This window comes from Marinobacterium marisflavi (assembly GCF_982447095.1).
Window position 1 is genome coordinate 1,133,510 of the sequence record NZ_OZ457898.1, and the last position, 25,219, is coordinate 1,158,728.

Here is a 25,219-nt window from a genome sequence, read left to right on the forward strand (position 1 = left end):
CTTACTGAGCCTCCTTAATCTGGATAACGTTGGGATGTTCGAGTAGAAACTCGACAGCGTAGTTAAGCTCGCCGGCGTTTTCGGCATGTACTGTCAGCAGGGCTTGGTTCTGTTGGATTTGCTCGTTGAGTTTGATATGTATCTCGAGCCCCGCGGCAGGGTCTGCGGGTGCTCCAGCGAGTTTAGCGACCTTTCCTAGCAGTCGGTTGTCGATACCGTTCACGGTACCCGATTGGTGTGCCAGAAACTCATAGCGATAGGGCGCTACTGGCGGCGTTTTTAACCCCCCTTGGGCGCGGGCGATCGCTTGAAATTTCTCCCAAGCCGCACCGGACTCAAGCAGCTTGAGCGCCTGCTGTTCACCCGAGCCCTCATCAGCGGCACCGGCTAGCTCAAGCATTGAGCCCGCCAACATGGCAGCTCGCGCTCTTAAGTCCTGGGGTGCTTGGGTTCGGTTTTGTAGCACCGCTAGAATGTCTTCAGCCTCCAGTGCAGGTCCAACACCTCGTCCAACGGGTTGGCGGCCGTCTGTCAGCACGATTTTTAGCTTCAGTCCCAGGTTGTTGGCAACAGCAGTAAAGCTTGTTGCAAGGCGCTCGGCGGCCGCCTGACTTCGAACTTTGGCAGTCGGCCCCACCGGGATATCGATCAGTACGTGGGTTGCCCCGGCTGCGGCCTTTTTCGACAGCACTGAGGCAATCAACTGTCCCTCGCTGTCGATATCGAGCGCACGCTCTACTTGGATTAACAGGTCATCAGCAGGCGAGAGGCGCACCGATCCACCCCAAGCGAGACAGCCGCCCTCTTGCTCTACCACTTTGCGCATCTCGTCGAGGGATAGGCTGACACAGGTAAGGGTCTCCATGGTGTCGGCCGTACCGGCCGGTGAAGTGATAGCGCGAGAGGAGGTCTTGGGAATTGTCAGGCCGGCTGCTGCCAGTATCGGCACGACAATTGGGGTAGTGCGGTTACCGGGTAGTCCGCCAACACAATGTTTATCGACAACTAGAGGGAGCTTCCAGTCGATTCGGCTGCCAGCATTAATCATGGCACGGGTGAGGTAGGTGATCTCCTCATCGTTTAGCTTGTCATCGCCACAGGCTGTTATAAAAGCAGCCAGATGCACCTCGGCATAGCGTCCCTCGACGATATCGTTAATGATCGCTGTCATCTGCGCTTGATCGAGGCGTTGGTTATAAACTTTTGCACGGATGTAAGAGAGCGACTGCACCGGTTTGGGGTGAGAGAGCCAGACTTGATCGTCGTAGCGCATATCCATCATCTCCCAGGCAGCCTCTGAGAAACCGATGTGGCCCTCGGGAACGATATCGGACGTGACCATGTTGAGTGTAGCGATGATCTGGTGGCGCTCAGTATTAACGCGAACGCGAGAGAGGGCTTCAAACCCCTCTGACTTACAGACGTGACTGTCGCTGCGCAGGTAGATGTTTGGCTCATGATGGGTATCAATGCCTAAACGACAGGCCTTAAGTGGCATCATCTTTTCCGGTATCATGCGCGACCTCTTAGGGCGATGGCTGTTTGCTCTACTTTAACGTGAAATATAGTCCAGTATCGATTTTTGCCTGTCGAGATTTTTACAGCCCTGTTAAACTATTTTGAAATTACCCCAATCCTCAGAAAGCGATCTATGTCGAAACAGCTACTGCAACTTGATCCTGAACTCGCCGCCAGACATGGCGTAGAGGCAGCGCTACTGCTCGGTTTTTTGCAGCAACAGGCGCAGCTTAGCGGTGGACGTTTACGTACTGATCTGTCGCGCCTGCACGGCTTTTTTGGCTTCTGGAATGAGGCGCGCCTGCTACAAAACCTTGAAAGTTTGCAGGCGCAGTTACAGTTGCGTTTTCGTCTCTTGAACCGTGAATTAGAGATCGAGCTGAGTGGCGGACAGGCCAGCACGCCGATAGCAGAGCCGCGACGCCCTGATGCTAGCCCGCGTCCATCTAATGCCGCGCAGCGAACTAGGCTATCGCCTAATCAAGCACAGCAGCCAAGATCAGAGCCCCCTGCAGTGCAGCAGTTGCCAGTCGTCGATAATCCGCAACAGATACCGGCTGCAACAGGTCCGGCTCCATCTTTTGGACGGCGCAGTGCTTGGCGTCAACCAAGCGAACTGGATGATATTTTTGAGGCAGCAGAGCAGCGCCGCAAGCAGCTACGTGAGATGGATCTCAACTGGCGCCCGTCACAGACCTTTTTTGAACTGCTCAGCCGCACCCGTATAGAGGCGAATTTTGCCGAGCAGTGTATTGATGAATTTATCGCTTATTATGTTGAGCGTGGCAAAGCAGAATCCAACTGGGATCAGCGTTTCCTTGCTTGGGTGAAGCGTGCCTGGCCATCGGAGGAGAGCAAGCGTTCCGGTGGTTTTGAGCAACAGACAGGAGCCAAGTATGAAACGAGCCGACAGGATACTCGCGCAGCACGAAAACGGGTTACCCAAGCAGTCATGGACGTCAAGAACACCGACTGGTGATCTAGTCGACAGTGCACCCGCTATAGAGGCCGAGCCGGCCGCTCGCGCCATCTCCAATGAGACCAAAACCCTCATAAACGCGCTATTTGCGCGCTTTATGAGTATTTACGGGCACAAGTTTAAGAGCGCCTTTGAAACTGAGGATGAGCTTAGAATCGCTAAGCGCGAGTGGGCCCTGAGTCTGAGCGGCTTCGGTGAGAAAGAGCTGGTTCAGGCGGTTAATCACTGCAAAGAGAATCTCAGTTGGATGCCTAGCATTGCGGACTTTCTCAAGATTCTGCGTGAGTACACCACAGACCTGGGTATCCCTGACCTTCGTTCGGCCTATCAGGAGGCGTGTCGCCATGCACATCATCCACTAGAGCATCCATGGAGCCATCCAGTGGTTTATTGGGCAGGACGCCGTGTCGGTTGGTTTGAGCTGCGCAATCTTACAGAGAACGAGACCTTCGGCCCCTTTGAGTATCAGTATCAACTCAATATTCGCAAGTTGCGCGAGGGTGAGTCGCTGGAGGTGCCAAATCCGATCGCAATTGAGCAGAAGTCAGAGCTGACTCAGGCAACCCTGATGCTGAACTTTGCCAAAGAGCATAAACTAGATGAATCGGTTGCCTGCCAGATGCTCTACTACCTTACACTGCCTGCTGGTAGTCGCTCTCGGTCTCGGCAGTACGCTCAAGCCCAGCAGCAGGCTGCCGAGCTCGGTCTCTCTCTGCCTACGCCGAACTAATCCGCGTTAAAAGCTCCGCCAAACATCGCGGCGGTTGCCGCTCTAAGTTGCTTGGAGTTGCTCTCATGGCGCAGCGCTTGGAGGATCAGTATTCGGTGGACCGGCAGGAACATTAGGTCTACCAAGATACGACTGAACCCTAATTGTCCGGCCTCGCCGCGTGCAAGCGCCTCCAGAAAGTGCTGCAAGAGTTGTGCATCCATAAGCCAGTTTTCGCAGCGCGTAGCCAGAGCTGATAGCACTTCAGGATGCTCCCCGATTTCTGTCTGCAACATATGAATTAGCTGGGCTTTGAGCTCGGGCGTAAGTTCTGAAGGGGAGAGCGCACGCAGGCAGAGTGCGACGCGAATTGCGTTGCAATTTGCATCACCTAGAGAGTTATTGAGCTGCTGTTGCAGCGCTTGAGCCAACACCTCTGAGTATTTGCTGTGCTCAAGTAATCCAAGCAGTAGGGCTGCCATCCCTTGCGGAAGTTCATCCAAACGCTGAGCTAATCGCTCTTCGTTGTCAGCTTGATCGATACGTACAATTAGATCTGCTAATCCTTGAAGCGCAAGGTTCTGCCACAGCTCTGTTAATTCATCGGCTTGAAGATAAGCCTGAACAGCCTCGTAATATTCCGAAGCACTCTGCTGGCTCTCGCGCGCAGCAAGCGCATGGAATACCGCCATCTTCTCATCCGAGGGTTTGAACGCATAGGGGTTCTCTTTGAGTGCATCCTCTTGTGGAACGCCAGCGACGCTCGCCTCGACGTTTTGAAGTAGTCGCCCAAGAATGTCGTCACGCACAGCACCGATTAGATAACCCTGCTCATCGAGCGGTAGCTTCAAAAACCATACCGCATTCTGGGCCCGGTTATCCGGGTTGAGTAGCAGTAGCGCTAACCATGCATGTTGCTGATAGGGTGTGGGGTAGGGGGTCTGCATCTGCTCGATCCGCAGAAACTCATCAGCGGATAGCGCACGAATTCGTCGTCCCAGGTCGTAGATTTTTAGTTCGGTACCCGCCTGCTCAAACAGGCCTGTTAGCGTAAGGTTTGCGTCGCTCATAACTACTCATTAAAAGGCGTGGAAGGGAGCATCAGTATGGCGGCGCAGTTTAACACGAATTGCTAGCCGATCAGCAGTGACTCCTCGGCGGCCTCTATTGCCGGAGGGGAGCCACTGACAATGAGTGTGTCGCCTTGCTGGAGTTCCAGCTCGGTATCTGGCAGCTCTATCTCCTCACCATCGCGGCGCAACACACAGACCTCAACACCCAAGTCGATCTCGTCCAGACGACGATTACAGGCAAAGGCGTTCTCGGATAGAGTGATCGCGGCGCGTTGCACCACAGCCTCTCCACTGTCAGAGAACTTAGTTGAGTTCTGCCCATGGAGGAAACCGTGGAGTAGCTGGTAACCGCCCTCGCGGGCCTGGTTAATGCTACTTTTGATCTGACTGGATTCGACACCAAGTTGGGCCAGTACATGCGAAACCAGCATCAGGCTCCCCTCAAGGGCCTCAGGGACGACTTCGGTAGCGCCGGCCTCCTGGAAACTGTGTAATTGGTTATCATCTTGAGTTCGCACCAGTACCGGCAAACTCGGATGTTCTCGTTTGATGTTTCGTAGCGCTCTTAATGCCTCTTTCTCATTCGGTAGCGTCAATATCAGCAGTCGCGCTCGGTCAGCTCCCAGTGCACGCAGCAGATCGGAGCGGTTAGCGTCGCCATAGTAGGCGGGCTCGCCGGCCTGTGCCGCCTCTCGTATACGCACCGGATCTTGATCGAGCGCGACATAACGAATTCCGTTACGACTCAGGAAACGGCAGACAATCTGGCCAACGCGACCAAAGCCACAGACGATAACGTGACCCTTCAACTCCTCAAGCTGCGCTTCGGCTGAGACTGCATCTGGTAAATCGTCTGTCTTCTCTGGCTGCTGCTTGCTGCCGAGAAGCCTGTTACTAATCGCACCGTTAAAGTTAATTAGTGCTGGGGTTAAGATCATGCTGAAGATGATTGTCGAGATAATCAGTGCGTTTAAACTGCTCTCAATCAGGTTGTAGCTAAAGGCCAGTGCCAGTAGCGCAAAACCAAATTCGCCCCCTTGGGCCAAACTGAGTCCTGCTCGAAGCGCGCTAGGATAGTCGCGCCGCATACGTCCAGCGATGACTAAAATCAGTGCTGTTTTCGCTGCCATCAGCGCTGCTGTCATCAGCAGCACCCAGTACCAGTTCTCGAGCACTGCCCAGACATTAAGTTGCATGCCTACCGTGACGAAGAAGAGCCCCAGTAGTACATCTCTGAAGGGTCGTATGTCGCTCTCTAATTGATGTTTAAAGTGGCTCTCACCCAACATCATGCCTGCCAGGAAGCCCCCCAGAGCCATCGATAGACCGGCTGCGTGGGTTAGCCAAGCGGCTGCGAGTGCAGTGACTAGCGCAACTAAGACAAAGAGCTCCTCGGAGCGCGAATGACCGATCTCGTGAAACAGCGCTGGAAGTAGTGTGCGTCCCAGCAGCATTAACAGCAGAAGCAGGCCAGCACCTTGCAGCAGTGCTAGCCAGAGCGGCAACGATGCTTCACTGCTGGTTTGAGCTAGGCTGGGTACCAAAATTAGAAAGGCAACCGCGGCGATATCCTGGAACAGCAAGATACCAAAAGCGAGCTGACCATGTTTTTCGCTAAGCTGACCCAGGCGCATCAGCTCGCGCGTGACGATGGCTGTGGAGGAGAGGGCAAGTGCGCCCGCAATCACAATCGAGGTGCTGAGCGTCAAACCAAAAGCCAGACAAACAGCTATCAGTAGTGCAGTAGTTAGCAACACCTGCATGGAACCCACGCCCAAGACGGTATGGCGCATGGCGATCATCTTCGGTAGAGAGAACTCAAGACCCAGCATAAAGAGCAGAAAGACAACGCCAAGCTCCGACATCAGGTGCATCTCGTGCGGGTCGGCGTAGCCAAGTGCAAAGGGACCGATCAGCGCGCCAATACTCAAATAAGCGAGGATCGGCGGGAGGTTGATGCGTCTGAACAGGGTGGTCGCGACAACCGCAGCAACCAATATGAGCAAAAGCTGTTCAAACAGAGAGTGTTCCATCTATATCCGTATCGAAGCGGTTAGTCGCGATGTTAACCCTGGGGCTCTTCTCGTTGAGCGGAGCGTATACCTTTGAGGGTCTTAAAGCTGACGTCGCGTGCAGTGTTTAGGAAGTCTTGCATAAATTCGCTGCCAATTTGATCTTCGCGAATCGCTGCATAGAGCGTACACCAGAGACCTTTCTCACCCAGCGGGCGCGACTGTATAAAGTCACGCTCGAGATATTCATGCATAGCCCAGTTAGGCAGAGCGGCTACACCGCGCCCGCTCGCAACCAGCTGTACCATCATCACTGTCAGCTCAGCGGTGCGAATCTCGCTTGGCTCCACGTTTGCCGGATCAAGGAAACGGCTGAATAGATCTAAGCGGCCGGTATCGACCGGGTAGGTGATCAGTGTCTCTTGAGCGAGGTCCTGAGCTTCGATGTGTTTGCGGGCCACCAAGCGGTGCTGACGGCTGATCGCCAACAAAGACTCGTAACTGAAGAGCGGCTCATAGTGAATGCCGGTGCGTGGTTCAGGGTCTGATGTAATAACCAAGTCTAGATCGCCACGCGCCAGTGCCGGTAGCGGCTGGAAGCTAAAACCTGTCGACAGGTCCATCTCTACCTCGGGCCAGTTTTGGCGGAAGTGATCGATGGTTGGCATTAGCCAGTCGAAACAGCTATGACACTCAATGCAGATATTGAGGCGGCCAGTTTCACCGCCGGCGAGACGCGCGATGTCACGCTCGGCGTTGCGGATCATGGGCAAAATATCGTCCGCTAGAGTCAGTAGGCGCTGGCCGGCGCTGGTAAAGCAGATCGGTTTTGTCTTGCGGATAAACAGCGAGCAGTCGAGGCGCTCTTCGAGGTCCTTGATCTGGTGCGACAACGCTGATTGGGTCAGGTGAACTCGATCAGCAGCATCGACCAAGCTTCCAGCATCACGAAGGGCAGCGAGCGTTTTCAGGTGGCGAAGTTCAATCATTACCGGCGTTCCGAGTTAATCCTTGGAAGCCAGTATAGTACAGAGCGGCACTTTGAACATCTCTATATTAGTTTCATTCAAGTGCCGCACCTGTGCGGTAAGTTTGAGTTAGATCAGTGCGTTAGCAGGAACTCAAGCAGCGCTTTCTGCGCGTGTAGACGGTTTTCAGCTTCAGGGAAGGCAACGCAGCGAGGATCTTCCATCATCTCATCCGTCACCTCTTCACCGCGGTGCGCGGGCAGACAATGCATGAAGAGCGCATCGGAGTGAGCCAGGTCCATCAGTTCTGGTGATACCTGGTAACCGCGGAACTCGCGGAGGCGTTCGCGGGTCTCATCTTCCTGACCCATCGAAGCCCAGACGTCGGTCACAACCAGATCAGAGCCTTTAACGGCGTCCTCAGGATTTTCGAAGATGGTTACACGATCAGCGTTTGCATCAACCAGCGCCTGATCGGGTGCAAAGTCGGCAGGGCAGGCAACATTGAGTTTGAAGTCCCACTGGCGCGCAGCATTGATGTAGGAGTGGCACATATTGTTGCCATCACCGACCCAAGTGACTGTTTTGCCTTTAATGGAACCACGAAACTCAAAGTAGGTCTGCATGTCGGCGAGAAGCTGACAGGGGTGGTACTCATCGGTCAGTGCATTGATGACAGGTACGCGTGAGTGCTTGGCAAAGGTTTCGACAGTTTCATGGCTAAAGGTTCGGATCATCACCACATCAACCATGCTAGAGATAACCCGAGCACTATCTTCAATCGGCTCGCCGCGGCCCAGTTGGGTATCGCGGGGTGATAGGAACATGGCGTGGCCGCCAAACTGGGCCATGCCCGCCTCGAATGAGACGCGAGTGCGGGTAGAGGCTTTCTCGAAGATCATCGCCATTACGCGATTCTTTAATGGCTCGTAAACTTCGCCAGCGTTGCGCATGCGCTTAAGTTCAACTGCGCGCTCGATAAGGCCCTGGAGCTCTTCAGGTGTAAGGTCTAGCAGCGTCAGAAAGTGTCTGGTGCTCATAAAATAATTTACCCGCCAGTCCCTTATGGCTGGCGGTTCCCAAGGTTGTTAGTGTTTAGTTCTGTTTTGAAGCAAACAGCTGCTTAACCAGATCGCTGAGGCGATCGACTAGCTCCTGTGCTTCTTCTGCAGAGATGATGAGTGGAGGCAACAGACGAATAACCTTGCCTCCACCATTAATGTTGATCAATAGCTGGTTATCTACTGCAATCTTGCCGAGCTCAGTAATCGTCTCATTAAAGACAATACCAATCATCAATCCTTTACCGCGCACCTCAACCAGTTGCGGTATATCTGCCAGCTTTTCGCGCATGGCGTTGCGGATGAACTCACCCTGAACTGCGGCGTTTTCAGCCAGTTTGTCCGCTTTGATTGTATCGAAAACAGCCAGGGCTGCTGCCGATGCAAGGGGGTTGCCGCCGTAGGTAGAGCCGTGCGTGCCGGGACCGAGGACCTTAGCTGCTTCACCGCGAGCGAGGCAAGCACCAATCGGCATGCCGTTTCCGAGACCTTTAGCGGTGCTCAGCACGTCCGGCACTATACCCTCTTGCTGGAAGGCAAAGTAACTACCGGTGCGACCGTTGCCGGTCTGCACTTCGTCGAGCATTAGTAGCCAGCCGTTAGCATCACAGATTTCGCGCAGTCCTTTTAGGTAACCATCGTGCGGGACGTGTACGCCGCCTTCGCCCTGTACTGGCTCAACCATTACAGCGACAACGCTGGAGTTGTTCTCGGCAACTTTGCGCACCGCTTCTAGATCGTCGAAGGGTACACGCACGAATCCACTTACCAGTGGCTCGAAGCCAGCCTGAATTGCACGGTTACCGGTGGCGCTTAGCGTCGCTAAGGTGCGTCCGTGGAACGACTGCTCCATCACAATGATGCTCGGATTAGTGATACCGCGATCATTACCCCATTTGCGCGCCAGTTTGATCTGCGCTTCGTTAGATTCTGCGCCTGAGTTGCAGAAGTAGATCGCATCCATACCCGCTTCACTGCAGAGCTTGTGTCCGAGCTCTTGCTGATGCGGAATCTCATAGAGGTTGGATGTGTGGATCAGCGTACCCGCCTGATCGCAGATCGCTTTGGTGACCGCAGGGTGTGAGTGGCCAAGGCCTGTCACCGCAATGCCGGTCAGTGCGTCCAAGTAGCGTCGGCCGTCGGTATCGTAGATCCAGATACCTTCACCGCGCTCAAACGCGACAGGAAAACGTGCGTAAGTGGGCATTACCGGGGTCATAGTCATTGCGGTTTCTTTTCTCCTAAACAACGCAAAAAGGCAGCTCCGTAAGCTGCCGCAAAGTGTGGATTGTAGGGGCAGATTCAGGGTTTGGCAATTTCTTCTCAACCTACAGAATCTGAATGGGTTCGGGCCGGCGGCGATCGGTGCTCTAAATCGTCTCAGGCAGGCGTAAATAGAGCATCTCTTTTTCCGAGTTTTTTAGTCAGAATTAGGTTAAAATGCGCGGCAAGTTTTAGTAATACCGAATTGAGGACAGGCTGTAATGAGCACTATCGATACCATTAAAGAGCAGATCGAAAGCAACACTATTCTTCTCTACATGAAAGGCACCCCACGTTTTCCTCAGTGTGGTTTCTCATCTCGCGCATCTGAAGCGTTGATCAACTGCGGTGAGCGCTTCGCGTTTGTGAACATTCTGGAGAACCCTGATATTCGCGCTGAGCTACCTAAGTACGCTAACTGGCCGACCTTCCCGCAGCTGTGGGTGAACGGTGAACTCGTGGGTGGTTGTGACATTATTTGTGAGATGTCGGAAAACGGCGAGTTGAAAACGCTGGTTGCTGAAGCAGCTGCAGCTGCCGGCGATGCTGCTGAGTAACAGTCAAGGCTGGTAAAAAGCCAGCTAAAACAGCCCTGATCGGTTGCTCTTAACTCAAAAGCCGCTCAGGGCTTTTTTACGTCTGTTTTTGTATTCGCTTTTACGGCTAGTGCCTTACGACTCTTCCCGGGTCGCTAGCACCAAGTCCCAGCCGCCCAGCTCTTTCCACTGATTGACGATCTGGCAGAAAAGTTCAGCCGTTTTGGTGGTGTCATAGAGCGCTGAGTGTGCCTGCTTGTTGTCGAAAGGGATCCCGGCAATTTCACAGGCCTTGGCCAACACAGTATGGCCATACGCCAAGCCTGCTAGTGTCGCAGTGTCAAAGGTCGAGAAGGGGTGAAACGGGTTGCGTTTTATGTCGGCTCGATCGGTGGCCCGACACAGGAATGAGTGGTCAAAGTTGGCGTTATGTCCCACGAGAATGGCGCGTTTACAGTCGTGCGCCTTGATCGCCTTGCGGATCGGCTTGAAGATGCGTTCAAGCGCCATTACCTCGGGCTCAGCCTCTCGGTCAGGGCTCCAAGGGTCGATTCCAGTGAACTCCAGCGCCGACGCTTCGAGGTTTGCACCTTCAAAGGGTTCGATCTGCGCCTCGAACGACTGGTCAATCACCAGATATCCCTCCTCATCCATCGTCAAGGTGACAGCCGCCAGCTCGAGCAGTGCATCGGTGTTGGCATTAAAACCTGCCGTCTCAACATCTACGACGACAGGGAGGTAACCACGGAAACGATCCGCCATTGGGTGGCGGGCGGAGTTTGAGGACAAGACTTTTCCTTAATTCATCTCGAATATGCTGGGCGCAGTGTATCAAATCAACCTCGCTGAGACACCCGTTCAGCACGTTTTACTGCTTGGTCACTAGTGTGGATATTCATGCCGCTAATCGGTGGCAAGAAGCGGTGCTAAAGAAATTCAGGTCGTCGCCGTTATACAGGGAATACATCGGCATAGATACGCTCGTTGACCTTATGAAATTACCACTGAAGATCGCACTTCTTGCCAGTTTCACCGGCCTTAGCTCGTTAGCACCGGGGGCTCTCTATCAGGTTCAGATCGATCAATCGACTTGGCAGCTTGAAGCGTCTCCATTTGCCTGTCGTCTGACGCATCAAGTACCGCAATTTGGCACCGCAGTGCTCGAGCGAGGTGCTGGAGAGGCTCTCAGTTTCTGGCTCGAGCCGTATCAGCCGGGTCTAGTGACAGGCACGGCCGCAGTCTATGCTGCAGCTCCAGCCTGGCGTGCAACTCAAGCCTCGCAGCAGGTGGAGTCTCTGGATATCCGTTCGACATCAAGTAAGCTTGAGCTCTCTGAGACCGGATCTGCAAAAGTGCTGGCGGCGCTGCGCGCTGGTATGCAGCCTACGTTAAAAGCGACAGACCCTGGCGGACAGCAGGCTCAGGTAGCAGTCTCTGCAGCCAATTTTACGCCCGCCTATGCGCAGTACACCGAGTGCCTAGCGCAGCTGTTACCGGTCAACTTCAATCAGATCGCCCGTACCGCGATTCTCTATCCCCCGGCTCAATGGGAGCTATCTCAAGCCTCGCGCGAGCGTTTGGAACTGGTCAAAACCTATGTTGAAACCGACAGGCAAGTGGGAAAGATCTATGTTGATGGTCACTCAGACAATCAGGGTCGTCGACTACTGAATCGCGACCTATCTAAGCGCCGCGCCGAAGAGGTGAGTCGTTATCTGATGCAGCTAGGCATCAGCGAGGATATGTTGGTGACCCGCTATCACGGTGAACGCTACCCTGTGGTGGAGAACAATTCACCGGAAAACCGCACGCGCAACCGTCGCGTCACGGTGCGTTTAGAACGTATCGAATAGTTATCAGTCTGCGCCTCGCTGTACTCCCTTTAAAGCGTGGATTCTGCTATACTGCGCCGCCATAAATTTCTACCCACTCACATCTAGGTGTTGGAGTCTCTAAATGTCCGATATTAAAAAGGTTGTACTGGCGTACTCAGGTGGTCTTGATACCTCTGTAATAGTGCGTTGGTTGCAGGATGAATATAACGCTGAGGTTGTCACCTTCACCGCTGACATTGGCCAGGGTGAAGAGGTTGAGCCAGCGCGCGCTAAGGCCGAAGCGCTGGGCGTTAAAGAGATCTACATCGAAGACCTGCGCGAAGAGTTTGTGCGCGACTACGTCTTCCCGATGTTCCGCGCAAACACCATTTACGAAGGTGAATACCTGCTCGGTACCTCAATCGCACGCCCGCTGATCGCGAAGCGTCTGGTTGAGATCGCTAATGAGACTGGTGCTGATGCGATTTCTCACGGTGCTACAGGTAAAGGTAACGATCAGGTTCGTTTTGAACTTGGTGCCTACGCCCTCAAACCTGGCGTGCACGTAATTGCACCTTGGCGTGAATGGGATCTCAACTCACGTGAGAAGCTGATGGCGTACTGTGAAGAGCGCAATATCCCCGTCGACTTCTCCAACAAGAAGAAAAAGTCTCCGTACTCAATGGACGCCAATCTGCTGCACATCTCCTACGAGGGTGGCATTTTGGAAGATCCTTGGGCTGAGGCTGAGGCGGATATGTGGCGTTGGTCTGTTGCTCCTGAGGATGCACCGGATCAGCCAACCTATCTCGAGCTCGCTTACCGTCAGGGTGACATCGTCGCAATCAACGGTGAAGAGATGTCGCCAGCCACTGTTTTGGCTTACCTGAACAAGGTTGGCGGTGAGAATGGTATCGGCCGTCTAGATATCGTAGAGAACCGTTTCGTGGGTATGAAGTCACGTGGATGTTACGAGACTCCTGGGGGCACCATCATGCTGCCGGCGCACCGTGCAATTGAGTCCATCACTTTGGATCGTGAAACAGCTCACCTCAAGGATGAGCTCATGCCGCGTTATGCGAAAACCATCTACAACGGTTTCTGGTGGTCTGAAGAGCGTAAGATGCTGCAGACCATGATTGATGAGAGCCAGAAGTACGTTAACGGTGAAGTGCGTGTGAAACTCTATAAAGGCAACGTGACTGTTGTAGGCCGCCGTTCGGACGATTCACTGTTTGATGAAAGCATCGCGACCTTCGAAGATGATGCAGGTTCGTACGATCAGAAAGATGCTGCTGGCTTTATCAAACTGAACGCTCTGCGTATGCGCATTGCTGCGAGCAAAGGTCGCAAGTTTGACTAAGTTTTGACCGTCTAAAAAGAACCCGCACTTTTGCGGGTTTTTTATTGCCTCAGTTTTGCTGATTAGCGGCCGCTAAACTAGATTTAGATGTAAGTATGGAACGTCTAAATGTCTGAAACTGTCGAGCCTCGCTCAGTTCTTATTGTCGACCACATGTTGGAGGACCTTCAGTCCTTGCGCAGCATCATTTCTGTGTTGGGCTACAAACAGGTGCAGGTCGCATCCAGCGTGAATATGGCGCTGAGCCTATTTCGCGAGCTCAAATTCGACCTCTGCTTTGTCTGCTACGATCTTGGCCAAGATGAGAAAAATGGCCTGCAGCTACTGCAAGAGCTTCAATTTGAGGGGCTACGGAAGTATCAGCAGTGTTTTGTTCTGATTGTCGATCAGGATAAGTCTGAGCTGCTGTTTGGTTCACCTGAAAACGCCCCCGACACCTATATCTCCAAACCCTTTGACCCGCATCACATCCGTCAGCGTGTGGACAAGGTGATGCGTGTGAAGGCCAGCATTAAGCCGCTCGAGGTGTTACTCGACAAGGGCGAGTGGGATGAGGCTCTGCAGGTGAGCGTTAAACTCGCGCAACTCTACCCTGGTTTAAAAATATTTCTCGAGCGTTTGCGCGGCTTAATGCTGTTGCAGCTCAAGCGTTACGAAAAAGCCTTTGAGCTCTTCAGCGCGCTGCTAAAAGTGAAGGATGAGAGCTGGGTTAGGGTGGCGGTCGCCGTGGCCGCCTATGGCTGCGGGAAGTTCAAAGAGGCGCAGACTCAACTAGATCATGTGCTTAATCGCCAGCAGGTCTGTCTGGAGGCCTTTATTTGGCGCTCTCGGTTGCACCGTCTGGAAGGCGAGTGGAATCAGGCGCTGTCGCTGATGCGCCGCGCTGTCATGTTGCAGCCCACCGTATCGATTCTGCAGTCAGATTTGGGTGATCTGGCAAGCTACAACGAAGATTGGACGCTGGCGGCTGAAGCGTTCAAGGCGTCGGTTAAGTATGCGCGCTACTCCGCGTTCCAGAATCCCGATGCCTATTTTGCACTGGTCTATTCTCTCTTGCGCCAAGTCAGTTCGGATGTTGGGCTTTCGCAGGAAGCACAGGGTGAGGCTGTCAGAATTATGGAGCAAGCCCAGCGCGACTTTATGGATGAACCTGTTATTCAGTTCAAAAGCCGGTTGCTGAGCGCTGAAATCTATCGGTTGGCTGGGGACGCAGAACGCTCCAGTTCAATGGCAAATCTGGCCCTCGGTGCATTTAAGGGTTTGCCAGTTGATGATCAGGCGATGTGGATCGATCTACTGACAGATTCACTAGAATCAACCCCGTTGGAGGAACAAGCGGGAGGCTACAAACAAGAGCTGACGCGGCAAATGGCTAATCTGACCTGGGGACGCCACAACCTCAAAGGGATGATGGATTTTCGCAAAGGGGATCTCAAAGGTGCTCGTACGCAGTTCCGTACTGCACTCAAAGAGCGTCCCGATAACCCAAGCATTGCGCTGAACCTCGTGCAGGTTGCACTGGAACTCTGTCGCAGAGTAACGGGTGACTCGGTTCACAAGCTATTGCACGAGAGCGACCAGACCCTCTACGAACTACAGTTCGCAGCGTTGACTGAGCGTCAGCAGAAACGCTTCAAGAGTCTATCTACCCGGATGACGGACCAAGTCAACAAGCAAGCCTAGGACCGGTTGCAGGGGTCTTGTGTTGAGGTAGATTGCGGTTTCATTGATCAGAGACTGCTCACTTCGCGTAAACTCTGGTAAACCATAAAAGGTCTCTCTACTTGAAACAGATACGCGCGCTCGTCTTCGATCTAGACGGCACTCTTGTGACATCTACTTTGGACTTTGCTCTTATTCGTGAAGAGTTGGGCTGCGCCGACGAAGTTGATGTTTTGGCCTATGTTGATAGCCTCTCAGACGTAGAGCGGGCAGAGGCGGAAGCGATTATTCATCGACATGAAGTTGAGGATGCAGAACAGTCCGAGTGGTTGCCCGGTGCGCAGGAGTTTGTTCAGCGATGCCGAGAACAGCAGATTCCATTAGCAATATTGACGCGCAACTCGGATTTTTCGTCTCGCATCAAAATCGCGCGCAATGAGATCCCGATCCCCTATTTGATTACGCGAGAAAACTCCAAGCCGAAGCCCGACCCCAGTGCATTAAACGAGATCGCCAACCAGTTTTCGTTGCGAAGCGAAGACGTGTTGATGGTTGGGGATTATAAATATGATCTACAAGCAGGGCGTAATGCCCGTATGCCGACCTGTCTGCTGCACTATGAAGGCGAACCAGACTATCTGCATCTAGCGGACTACAAGTTCCATAACTTTGTTGAATTTCATCAAGCGTTTTTCGAACAGCGTTGATGCAATCCTCATAGCCGCCGTCGCTGCTTGCGTTGCCACTCTATGTGTTTCTGCAGCTGTTCGGATGCGAGCAGCGCCTCCAGCGAACTAAACTCTTTAGCGAGCGTCAGCTCATCATAAAATCGGTGGACGGTTCTGTGGCAGTCGCGACAGATCCAGATACCGCGGTTGAGCTCTTCGCGTGTGTAGGCTTTCTTGAATCTTGGCCGCGAGTGAACTTTGCGCGGTATTAGGTGGTGGAAAGTAAGACCGATTTTTCGCTGGCAGAGTTGGCACTCGGTCGGCTTGTTGCGTGAGAGGGGCACTAGAAGATCTTATCATCCGATAGGATAAATTCGTCCTCTGGCTCAGGCAGCCCCTTCTCTTTACGAACCATTTTGCGGAGCATCTTACGCTCGAGTAGACGCTGTTGAGCGGCCTCAGGCAGGTCAGTAAAGATGAGTGTTCCACGATCCACCAGTACATCAATCAAATCCTCGAGGATACGGATGCTGGCGCCGTCCAACGCCTCTAATTGGCTACTAGCGCTGAGGCTAGGGTCAGCCAGTTCAAGGAAAGCGCGTAGCGAAGGATCTTGAGGGTCAGCGGGCTCGGCTCCGACGGTTTTGGTCAGGGAGAGGCCGGTGATCTTTCCGCTCTCATCTTTAATGACATACATCTTTGTTAATCCTGATTGGCACTTTTATTGCTAACTTGCTGAGTGTAGTTGGGCAAATAGTGAAATGTGTGACTATAGTTAATTTTAGTAATAACACAGACTGTGAGAAATTCAATTAATGGCACTCAAGGATGATCCGCTGCTTGGCTGTTTGGTGTCCCTGACACACCATTACCACAAGCCCTACAGCGCGGAGGTTCTGGTAGATGGACTACCGCTGGCCCACAATCGGTTAACCCCCGACCTGTTTATACGTGCTGCTGAGCGAGCATCGCTCGCAGCCCGTGTTTCTGAGCGAAAACTAAACGACATCTCACCCCTGCTGTTTCCCGCAGTGTTGCTGCTCACTGACTACAAAGCCGCTATCCTGCGCGAGCGTAACGGTGACGAGTTTGTTATAGAACAGCCTGAGAGTGGTGGGGTTATCACCCTCGATATCAAAGAGCTGCGAAAGATCTACACAGGCTATGCAATCTTTGTGCGCCCAGAGTACCAGATCGGTGATAAGAGCTCGCGCGAACTTGATGGCCGCAAAGGCCACTGGTTTTGGAGCACGCTCTGGCGCTCACGCTCCATCTATCGAGATGTGCTGGTCGCTAGTTTCTTGATAAACCTTTTTGTCTTGGCGAATCCGCTGTTCGTTATGAACGTCTATGACCGGGTTGTGCCCAATGCCGCGGTGGATACGCTTTGGGTGCTGGCTGCAGGTGTCGGTATCGTTTATCTGTTCGATTTCGGACTGAAAATGTTGCGCAGCTACTTTCTGGAGGTTGCCGGTAAAAAATCCGATGTGCTGATCTCGTCAATGTTATTCCGTAAAGTGGTGGGCTTGCGTTTTGACGCTATGCCGAGCTCGGTAGGGGCTTTCTCCAGCAATTTGCGTGAATTTGACTCCATTAGAAATTTCTTCAGCGCTGGTACCCTAGCGTTGTTGATCGATATTCCATTTATGGTGCTATTTATCTTCGTGATTAGCATCATTGGCGGGCCGCTTGTCATTGTACCTGCGGTAGCCGTTCCACTGATTTTCCTCTATTCGCTGATCGTTCGTCCCTCCCTACGCGGTGCTGTTGAGAAGACCTTTGCCTCGACCGCACAGAAGAACGGTGCGCTGGTTGAAACGCTCACGGCGATGGAGACCGTAAAGACTCAACGCGCGGCGACACCACTATTGACCAAGTGGGAAGAGTCGGTTGGTTTTATTGCGCGTTGGAGCTTAAAAGCCCGCATGCTGTCGACATCAGTAGCAACCTTTTCTGCATCAGTGCAGCAACTTTCGTCGGTCGCGCTGATTATTTTGGGCGTCTACATGATCATGGATCAGCAACTCACAATGGGTGCGCTGATTGCCTGTAATATTCTGGTCGGTCGAGCAATTGCGCCGATGGCGCAGGTCGCCAGCTTGGTAATTCAGTACGAACAGTCTGCCAAAGCGCTGCGGACACTTGATGAGATTATGAATCTGCCCGAGGAGCGTGAACCGGGCAAACACTATGTGCACCGTGACCGTCTTGATGGCGCCATCGAATTTAAAGATATCAATTTTGCCTACCCGGGCACCGAGCATAATGCGCTGAAGAGTGTCAGCTTCAAGATGAAGGCGGGCGAGCGCGTGGCGCTGATCGGCCGTATCGGTTCGGGTAAATCGACGGTCGAGAAGTTGCTGGCGGGTCTATATAAGCCGCAGCAGGGGGCGATCACGATTGATGGGATCGACCTCAATCAGATCGATCCCGTCGATCTGCGTCGCAATCTAGGTTATGTGCCTCAGGATGTACTGCTGTTTGCCGGTACCTTGCGCGAAAACATCCTAGTCGGTATGCCGTTTGCGTCAGATGAGCAACTGCTTCGCGCAGCGAAACTCGCCGGTGTGGATCAGTTCGCCAGTACCCACCCAATGGGCTTTGATATGCCTGTGGGTGAGCGCGGTGCGGCGCTCTCGGGTGGCCAGCGTCAGGCGGTGTCTCTGGCCCGCGCGCTGTTACACAATCCCAATTTACTTGTGCTCGATGAGCCGAGCAACTCCATGGATAACGCCAGCGAGGAGCAACTCAAAGCCCAGCTAGAAGCCTACGTTAAGGGCAAGTCTCTGGTGTTGATTACGCATAAGGTTGCACTTTTGAGCCTAGTTGATCGCATCATTGTTATCGATCAGGGGCAGGTTGTGGCTGATGGTCCGAAGGATACGGTGCTCGATGCACTGCGCCAGGGCCGCTTGCAGGTGAGGAGATAAGCTGATGTCGGATATGTATTCGAAGATCAAGCCTGAGGACCTCGCCTACATTAACAGTGTGAACGAGGCGGTGCTCGAAAAGACGCCGCGCGGAGCTAGCTTACTGCTCTGGTTAATGGCGCTGTTTATTGCAGCAGCAATCGCCTGGGCTTACTGGGCAGAACTGGATGAGCTAGTGCGCGGCGATGGCGAAATTATCCCCTCCAGCCAGCTGCAGGTGGTACAGAACCTAGAGGGCGGTATCGTCTCGGAGATACTCGTGCGCGAAGGTGATCTTGTGGAGGCGGGGCAGGTACTGCTGCGTATAGAGGACAAGCGCTTCACCAGCTCTGTTAAAGAGAACGAGGTGCGCGCTTACGAGCTGCAAGCAAAGCTTGCTCGCCTGCGTGCAGAGTCTGATGGCGCGGCCTTTGTTGAGCCTGAGGGTTTTCCTGATCAGTACAAAGACTTCATTGCGCAAGAGATGAATCTCTTTATGTCGCGCCAGGATGAGTTAGATGCCAACCAAGCTGTGTTGTCAGAGCAGCTTGCCCAGCGTCAACAGGAGTTAGTCGAGGCAAAATCCCGCTTAGAGCAGGTACGCCGCTCATACAATCTGTTGCTGCGCGAGCTAAATATCACTGAACCCCTGCTAAAAGAGGGGGTGATCTCTGAAGTGGAGTTTCTACGCCTCAAGCGTCAGGTCAACGACCTTCGCGGCGAGCGCTCTTCGATTGAGCTGAGCCTACCGCGCATCGAGTCGGCCATTGAGGAGATAGCCGGTAAGCAGGGTGAGATGGAGCTGCAGTTCCGCAATATCGCTCGGGCGGAGTACAACGAACTGCTGGCTGAACGCACTCGTCTAAATGAGGCGCTCAGTGGTATGCAGGACCGTATCAGCCGAACCGAGGTGCGTGCGCCTGTCAAAGGTACTATTAAAGAGTTGTTGATCAACACCATAGACGGCGTTGTTCGACCGGGTGATCAGTTGCTTTCAATCGTTCCTTGGGAGGATAAGCTGTTGATTGAGGCGCGCATCAAGCCCTCAGATATTGGTCGCTTGAGGGTTGGGCAGACCGCAACGGTTAAAGTCAGCGCCTATGATTTCGCCATTTATGGCGGTATGGATGCGTATCTGACGTTTATCTCTCCGAGTACTTTTCTTACCGAACAGAACGAAGCTTACTACCTGGTGCGTCTAGAGACTGATTCCCCTTATCTGGACTCTGAGAATGAAACCATGCCGCTGATCGCCGGTATGACAGTAAGTGTGGATGTGTTGACTGGTAAGAAAACCTTGCTGAATTACCTGCTCAAGCCAATTATCCGTGCCAAAGCTAACGCGCTGACTGAGCCCTAGGAGCCCACACCGAATGGAGTTAGCACTTTACGCGCAGAATGCGGGCTTACTTGATCGCTGGAGTCGATCGCTGAGTGATCATCAGTGCCAGGCGATCAACTGGTCGCAGATCGATTCACTGCCAGCGATGAAGCCTTTGCTAATTCACTGGCAGTCCTTGAGTGCGTCTCAACGGGAGCAGGTTAACAAAATTACGCCGGAACGCGCTGTGGTGGTTTTGACTGACACGCCCGAGGTGGAGGAGGGACGTCGGCTGATTCTTGCCGGCGTTCGTGGCTATGCGAACTCCTATATCCACGAGACGCTTTTGCCTGATCTGATGGCTGAAATTCAGAAGGGAAATATTTGGGCTGTTCCGGAAATCCTGCAGGCGATTCTGAAAAATTTTCTACAAAGTAAGCCGGCCCAGACACGAGTTGAATACGATATAACTCAGTTAAGTGACAGGGAAAGTGAGGTATATCAAGAGCTTATGAAAGGCTCGAGTAACAAAGAGATTGCTCGGAATCTTAGCATAACTGAACGAACAGTTAAGGCGCACGTTGCGGCGATTCTGCGCAAAACCGGAGCGCCAGATCGTGTCCATTTAATTGTACATGGCGTCTCATAAATCTTGGACTATCCTGAAAGATGCCAGACTATTTTGGTTGGGGAAAAGAGAATGAAGAACAACAGGCTTTCCGCGCTAGCGCTCGCAGTTATGCTAGCCACACCGTCGGTTCATGCCGCCGGCTTGCGCCAAAGCATCGCTGAAAGTATCAACGAAAATCCAGTCGTAAAACGTGCGCTTAAGTCTTATGAGGCGGTTAGCGAAGAGGTTCGCGAAGCTGAGGGTGGTTACTACCCCACAGTTGATGCGACGCTTGGCTACGGTTACGAGTGGACGAAAACCTCCGGGAATAGCGATGAAGAGCTGACTCGCCGTGAAGTGCGCCTTAACGTGAATCAGATGATCTTCGACGGTGGTGCAACCACGTCTGAAGTTGAGCGCCAAGAGGCCCGCATGCGCTCAGCGCAGGCCAATCTGAGAGACGTGTCTGAAGACTTTGTACTTGAGGCGGGTCGCGCCTACCTTGAGTTACTTCGCCGCGAACAGCTGCTCAACTCGGCCAATGATACCTTGCTCAATCATGTGAAGATCTATGAGCAGATCAAACGTCGCTCTGAGTCGGGCATGGGCTCTCTGTCATCTATCCAACAGGCGGAGGGGCGTTTAGCCTTGGCCGAGGTCAATGCGCTGGCAGCCGAAAACAACATGCGTGATGCCAAAGCGAATTACGAGCGTATTTTTGGCATGGTGCCCGATGAGCAGCTCGAAGCGGTCGACAAGATGATTGCACCTCTGCCTGAGTCTTTGGAAGCTGCACAAGCTCAAAGTTCAACCGAGCACCCTGTGATGTCAGTGGCTCAGGCTGATATCGAAGCGGCAATTGCGCAGCGTGAGGCTGCGGAAAGTCGTATGTATCCACGTCTCGACCTGGAGATCGAACGCCGTTGGGACGACAATCTTGATGGTCAGCCGGGCCCGAATGAGGATCTTACGGCGATGCTACGTCTGCGCTACAACCTCTACAACGGTGGTGAAGATTCAGCGCGGATCCGCCGCTCTGAGCATCAGTTGGGTGAGGCTCAATCGATTCAACGCGATGCGTTACGTCAGGTACGTCAGTCACTGGAACTTTCCTGGAACGCGTATGAGATTCTGGGCCGACAGATGGAGTTTCTTAGTGAGCACTTAAGCGCGAGTGAGCAGACCCGCGATGCTTACCAGAAACAGTTTGATATCGGCCAGCGTACGTTGCTTGACCTGCTCGATACGGAGAACGAAGTTTTCAGTGCTCGCAATCAGCTAGTTGAAGCGCAGATCGATCATCAGATTGCACAGTTGCGTGTGCTTAACTCGACGAGCGGGCTTCTCACGGCATTAGAAATCCCGGTTCCGATACCAGTGCCGCAGAGCTAATAAGCCGATTGTTAATTGCATCGGTAGGGAGGGCCAGATAAAATCTCGCCATCCCGACATCCACATATGAAGGGTTGCTTAGAGCAACCCTTTTCTATTTTGGAACGCGCATCGATGAAAGCTCATAAAATTACCCAAGCACCGATACCGATGCGTTGGGTTGGCCCGCTAAAACTGACTGGCCATCTGATCAATGAGAAGATCAGCGTTCCACTAGCAACGTATGAAACACCACTGTGGCCCTCGGTGGGGCGCGGTGCGCGCGTTTCTAACCTGGTTGAAGAGGGTATAAAGGTCAGTGTGCTGGATGAGCGCATGACACGCTCGATTCTACTTGAAGCCGAAGATGCTTTTGCAGCGCAGCAGGCAATCAACTCTTTGAAGTCGCGTATGGCGGATTTGAACGAAGTTGTGTCTGGTAGTAGCCGCTTTGCTAACCTGATCGATCTGAACTCTCAAGTGGTCGGTAATCTGATCTATCTGCGCCTGGAGTTCACCACCGGTGACGCCTCCGGCCACAATATGGTAACCAATGCTGCCGATAAGATTATTCCATGGATCCTGAGCAGCTACCCTAATCTGCGTTACTCCTCGATCTCAGCTAACTACTGCTCGGATAAAAAAGCGACAGCGGTAAATGGCATCCTAGGGCGCGGTAAATACGTCGTCTGTGAAATTACGATTCCACGCGATATTTGCGAACGCCGCTTGAGTACCACACCGGAGAAGGTCGTGGATCTCAACATCAAGAAGAACCTGATCGGTACATTGATGGCGGGCGGTATGCGCTCGGCCAATGCGCACTTTGCCAATATGCTGCTCGCCTTCTATTTGGCCACAGGTCAGGATGCAGCCAACATCATTGAGGGCTCTCAAGGTGTAGTACACGCCGAAGTGCGTAATGGCGACCTCTACTTCAGCTGTACAATGCCGAACCTGATTGTTGGCAGTGTCGGTAACGGCAAAGGTATAGACTTCGTTGAAGAGAATCTGGCGCGTTTGGGTTGTCGTGAAGCGCGTGAACCCGGCGAGAACGCCCGTCGTCTCGCGGCGATCTGTGGTGCTACTGTGCTCTGCGGTGAACTGTCGCTATTGGCGGCACAGACTAACCCAGGGGAGCTAATGCAAACTCACTTAAAGTTGGAGCGTTAATGTCCGAGAAGACCAACGCCCGCAAAATAGAGCACATCAATGCGATTTTGAACGATCCGCTAACGGATCGCTCTGCCCGCTATTTCGACCGCATCCAGCTGACCCATCGCGCCTTGCCTGAGATCGATCTGGCACAAATCGACACCAGCATAGAGTTTATGGGGAAACGTCTGAGCTTCCCGTTGCTGATCTCTTCAATGACTGGAGGGGATCATGAGGTTGTACGCAAGATCAATCGCAACCTGGCTGAAGCGGCGCAACGTACCGGCGTTGGCCTAGCCGTCGGCTCGCAACGTGTGATGTTCAGCGATACAGCAGCGCGTGCGAGTTTTGACCTGCGCTCGCTGGCTCCCGATGCTCTGTTGCTCGGTAACATTGGCGCTGTGCAGCTGAATTACGGTGTCGGTGTTGAGCAGTGCCAGCAAGCCGTTGACCTACTGCAGGCCGATGGGCACTACCTGCACCTAAACCCGCTGCAGGAGGCTGTGCAGCCGGAAGGAGACACCAACTTCACTGATCTATCGCAACGCATCGCTGAAGTGGTTCGCGGTATAAAGGTACCGGTGCTGCTTAAAGAGGTCGGTTCTGGGCTTTCGGTGCCCGATATTGAGTTGGGGATTAAAGCTGGTGTGCGCTACTTCGATGTGGCTGGTACCGGTGGCACTTCATGGTCACGTATCGAACACCACCGTCGTGATCAAGATGAACTGGGTCTTGTGTTCCAAGACTGGGGTCTACCAACACCGGTCGCCCTACAGCAGGCAGCGGCTATGAAAGCGGGTATCACCTTAGTCGCAAGCGGCGGTCTGCGAGATGGGATAGATATGGTTAAGTCTGTTATACTCGGCGCCGCTCTGTGCGGGGTCGCAGCACCGTTTCTCGAACCCGCAATGGAGTCTGCCGATGCAGTCGTTGCGCAAATTGAACGGCTGCACCGAGAGTACCGTACAGCAATGTTCCTGCTGGGCGTTGCCAGCACCCAAGAGCTACATGGAGCTAGCTCACTTATTGCAGATTTAGGTTAAGGATCAGATTCACATAATGTCTGTGGGTATCGACGAGATCAGTTTCTACACGTCTGGCCAGTATCTGGACCTTAAGACGCTAGCTGAGCACCAAGGGATAGACTCCAACAAGTATTACGACGGCATCGGTCAAGAGAAGATGGCGATGGCGGCTGTGGACGAGGATGTAGTCACCCTTGCTGCGAACGCGGCGCTACCCATCGTTGAGCGTGTTGGCCGTGACTCTATCGCAGCGGTACTCTTCGCAACTGAGACTGGTATCGATCAATCCAAGGCGGCGGGTGTTTATGTGCACCGTCTGCTTGATCTGAACTCTAACTGTCGTGTTGTTGAGCTAAAACAGGCCTGCTACAGCGCGACTGCTGCCATTCAAATGGCCTGTGCGTTGGTTGCGCGTCAGCCAGCACGCCCTGTTCTAGTGATCGCTTCAGATGTGGCGCGTTACGACCTAGAGTCACCCGGCGAAGCGACTCAGGGCTGCGGTGCCGTCGCCATGTTGGTAAGCGCTAATCCACGTGTGCTCGCAATCGATCCAGAAGTGGGAAACCACACTGAAGACGTAATGGATTTCTGGCGCCCTAACTATCGAACTAACGCGCTGGTTGATGGTAAGTACTCCACTAAGATCTACCTCAAGTCACTGAAGCGTAGCTGGGAAAATTTCCGCGAGCAGAGCAGTGTGGATTACAGCGATATTGATTACTTCTGCTACCACTTGCCGTTCGGCAAAATGGCGCAGAAAGCGCACTCTCATCTGGCCCGAGTTAACAAAAGCGGCCAAACTCCAGAACAGCTAGAGCAGCAGATCGAACCGACCTTGCAGTACAACCGACTGATCGGCAACTCCTACACGGCATCCATGTATATCGGGCTCTGCTCGTTGTTGGAAAACAGCAGTGAGAACCTGGTAGACAAGCGTGTCGGCCTGTTTAGTTATGGTTCGGGATGCGTGGCTGAGTTCTTCACCGGTGTTGTCCAGCCCGGCTATCAGGATGCACTCAACAAAGAGCGCCATCAGGCACTCTTGCGTGAGCGCACAGAGCTGAGTTTCGACGAATACATCAAGCTCTACCACTATCCAAACCCAACTGATGGTGGTGAGCACATCCTGGCTGAACAGACGCAAGGCGCCTTCCGTCTGGCGGCGATCACAGATCACAAGCGCGAGTACGTCGCGCGCTAGC

Annotated in this window: 23 protein-coding genes; 14 read left to right on the top strand and 9 right to left on the bottom strand. The window is 53.3% G+C overall.

Annotated features, from left to right (window positions below; all coding sequences use genetic code 11):
- Position 1: 1 nt before the first annotated feature.
- Positions 2-1,516, bottom strand: a complete 1,515-nt coding sequence (locus AC1WNR_RS05610; RefSeq protein WP_481643544.1) for a thymidine phosphorylase family protein — start codon at positions 1,514-1,516, stop codon at positions 2-4.
- 135 nt (positions 1,517-1,651) lie between these two features.
- Between AC1WNR_RS05610 and AC1WNR_RS05615 the strand changes: the two genes are divergently transcribed.
- Both AC1WNR_RS05615 and AC1WNR_RS05620 read left to right on the top strand, forming a co-directional pair.
- Positions 1,652-2,497 (top strand): DnaT-like ssDNA-binding domain-containing protein, encoded by an 846-nt coding sequence (locus AC1WNR_RS05615; protein ID WP_481643545.1) that lies wholly within the window; start codon positions 1,652-1,654, stop codon positions 2,495-2,497.
- Positions 2,415-3,227: a replication protein P gene (locus AC1WNR_RS05620; protein WP_481643546.1), complete on the top strand. Its 813-nt coding sequence runs from the start codon at positions 2,415-2,417 to the stop codon at positions 3,225-3,227. The genes AC1WNR_RS05615 and AC1WNR_RS05620 overlap by 83 nt, the downstream gene beginning before the upstream one ends.
- On the opposite strand, the gene AC1WNR_RS05625 is transcribed toward AC1WNR_RS05620, so the two are convergent.
- The 5 genes from AC1WNR_RS05625 to AC1WNR_RS05645 form a co-directional block, all read right to left on the bottom strand.
- Positions 3,224-4,276, bottom strand: a complete 1,053-nt coding sequence (locus AC1WNR_RS05625) for a DUF3549 family protein (protein WP_481643547.1) — start codon at positions 4,274-4,276, stop codon at positions 3,224-3,226. The genes AC1WNR_RS05620 and AC1WNR_RS05625 overlap by 4 nt on opposite strands.
- A gap of 62 nt (positions 4,277-4,338) precedes the next feature.
- A complete protein-coding gene (locus AC1WNR_RS05630; protein ID WP_481643548.1) occupies positions 4,339-6,312 on the bottom strand; it encodes a monovalent cation:proton antiporter family protein in 1,974 nt (657 codons plus the stop codon).
- Positions 6,313-6,344: 32 nt separating this feature from the next.
- Entirely contained in the window at positions 6,345-7,280 is a 936-nt protein-coding gene (locus AC1WNR_RS05635) for a LysR family transcriptional regulator (protein WP_481643549.1), read from the bottom strand.
- 113 nt (positions 7,281-7,393) lie between these two features.
- Positions 7,394-8,299, bottom strand: a complete 906-nt coding sequence (gene argF, locus AC1WNR_RS05640) for an ornithine carbamoyltransferase (protein WP_481643550.1) — start codon at positions 8,297-8,299, stop codon at positions 7,394-7,396.
- Between the two features lie 55 nt (positions 8,300-8,354).
- A complete protein-coding gene (locus AC1WNR_RS05645; RefSeq protein WP_481643551.1) occupies positions 8,355-9,545 on the bottom strand; it encodes an acetylornithine transaminase in 1,191 nt (396 codons plus the stop codon).
- A 259-nt stretch (positions 9,546-9,804) separates the two neighbouring features.
- Between AC1WNR_RS05645 and grxD the strand changes: the two genes are divergently transcribed.
- Positions 9,805-10,140 (top strand): Grx4 family monothiol glutaredoxin, encoded by a 336-nt coding sequence (gene grxD, locus AC1WNR_RS05650; RefSeq protein ID WP_481643552.1) that lies wholly within the window; start codon positions 9,805-9,807, stop codon positions 10,138-10,140.
- 114 nt (positions 10,141-10,254) lie between these two features.
- Here grxD and rnt read toward each other — a convergent pair whose 3' ends face one another.
- Complete coding sequence (gene rnt, locus AC1WNR_RS05655) at positions 10,255-10,881, bottom strand: ribonuclease T (protein WP_481645365.1); 627 nt, start codon at positions 10,879-10,881, stop codon at positions 10,255-10,257.
- Between the two features lie 230 nt (positions 10,882-11,111).
- On the opposite strand from rnt, the gene AC1WNR_RS05660 reads away from it, so the two are divergent.
- The 4 genes from AC1WNR_RS05660 to AC1WNR_RS05675 all read left to right on the top strand — a co-directional run bounded on the left by AC1WNR_RS05660 (position 11,112) and on the right by AC1WNR_RS05675 (position 15,665).
- Positions 11,112-11,972, top strand: coding sequence for an OmpA family protein (locus AC1WNR_RS05660; RefSeq protein ID WP_481643553.1), 861 nt, complete (start codon positions 11,112-11,114; stop codon positions 11,970-11,972).
- Between the two features lie 103 nt (positions 11,973-12,075).
- The gene (locus AC1WNR_RS05665; protein WP_481643554.1) at positions 12,076-13,296 is read left to right on the top strand and encodes an argininosuccinate synthase; all 1,221 of its coding nucleotides are present in this window, start codon (positions 12,076-12,078) and stop codon (positions 13,294-13,296) included.
- A gap of 108 nt (positions 13,297-13,404) precedes the next feature.
- On the top strand, positions 13,405-14,979 hold the full coding sequence (locus AC1WNR_RS05670; protein ID WP_481643555.1) for a response regulator: 1,575 nt from the start codon (positions 13,405-13,407) through the stop codon (positions 14,977-14,979).
- 101 nt (positions 14,980-15,080) lie between these two features.
- On the top strand, positions 15,081-15,665 hold the full coding sequence (locus AC1WNR_RS05675) for an HAD family hydrolase (protein WP_481643556.1): 585 nt from the start codon (positions 15,081-15,083) through the stop codon (positions 15,663-15,665).
- Between the two features lie 8 nt (positions 15,666-15,673).
- Here the strand turns inward: AC1WNR_RS05675 and AC1WNR_RS05680 are convergent, their stop codons facing one another.
- Both AC1WNR_RS05680 and AC1WNR_RS05685 read right to left on the bottom strand, forming a co-directional pair.
- Positions 15,674-15,970, bottom strand: coding sequence for a hypothetical protein (locus tag AC1WNR_RS05680; protein ID WP_481643557.1), 297 nt, complete (start codon positions 15,968-15,970; stop codon positions 15,674-15,676).
- The gene (locus AC1WNR_RS05685) at positions 15,970-16,323 is read right to left on the bottom strand and encodes a hypothetical protein (protein WP_481643558.1); all 354 of its coding nucleotides are present in this window, start codon (positions 16,321-16,323) and stop codon (positions 15,970-15,972) included. The genes AC1WNR_RS05680 and AC1WNR_RS05685 overlap by 1 nt, the downstream gene beginning before the upstream one ends.
- Before the next feature lie 118 nt (positions 16,324-16,441).
- Here AC1WNR_RS05685 and AC1WNR_RS05690 point away from each other — a divergent pair, with 118 nt between their 5' ends.
- The 7 genes from AC1WNR_RS05690 to AC1WNR_RS05720 all read left to right on the top strand — a co-directional run bounded on the left by AC1WNR_RS05690 (position 16,442) and on the right by AC1WNR_RS05720 (position 25,218).
- Complete coding sequence (locus tag AC1WNR_RS05690; protein ID WP_481643559.1) at positions 16,442-18,556, top strand: type I secretion system permease/ATPase; 2,115 nt, start codon at positions 16,442-16,444, stop codon at positions 18,554-18,556.
- Positions 18,557-18,560: 4 nt separating this feature from the next.
- Positions 18,561-19,895, top strand: a complete 1,335-nt coding sequence (locus AC1WNR_RS05695; protein WP_481643560.1) for an HlyD family type I secretion periplasmic adaptor subunit — start codon at positions 18,561-18,563, stop codon at positions 19,893-19,895.
- Positions 19,896-19,908: 13 nt separating this feature from the next.
- A complete protein-coding gene (locus AC1WNR_RS05700) occupies positions 19,909-20,505 on the top strand; it encodes a helix-turn-helix transcriptional regulator (protein ID WP_481643561.1) in 597 nt (198 codons plus the stop codon).
- Positions 20,506-20,556: 51 nt separating this feature from the next.
- Positions 20,557-21,858 carry a TolC family outer membrane protein gene (locus AC1WNR_RS05705; protein ID WP_481643562.1) on the top strand — a complete coding sequence of 434 codons (1,302 nt, stop codon included), beginning with the start codon at positions 20,557-20,559 and terminating at the stop codon, positions 21,856-21,858.
- Positions 21,859-21,972: 114 nt separating this feature from the next.
- Entirely contained in the window at positions 21,973-23,010 is a 1,038-nt protein-coding gene (locus tag AC1WNR_RS05710) for a hydroxymethylglutaryl-CoA reductase (RefSeq protein WP_481643563.1), read from the top strand.
- A complete protein-coding gene (fni, locus tag AC1WNR_RS05715; RefSeq protein ID WP_481643564.1) occupies positions 23,010-24,035 on the top strand; it encodes a type 2 isopentenyl-diphosphate Delta-isomerase in 1,026 nt (341 codons plus the stop codon). Before AC1WNR_RS05710 ends, fni begins: the two co-directional genes overlap by 1 nt.
- Before the next feature lie 16 nt (positions 24,036-24,051).
- Positions 24,052-25,218 carry a hydroxymethylglutaryl-CoA synthase gene (locus tag AC1WNR_RS05720; RefSeq protein ID WP_481643565.1) on the top strand — a complete coding sequence of 389 codons (1,167 nt, stop codon included), beginning with the start codon at positions 24,052-24,054 and terminating at the stop codon, positions 25,216-25,218.
- Position 25,219 lies beyond the last annotated feature (1 nt).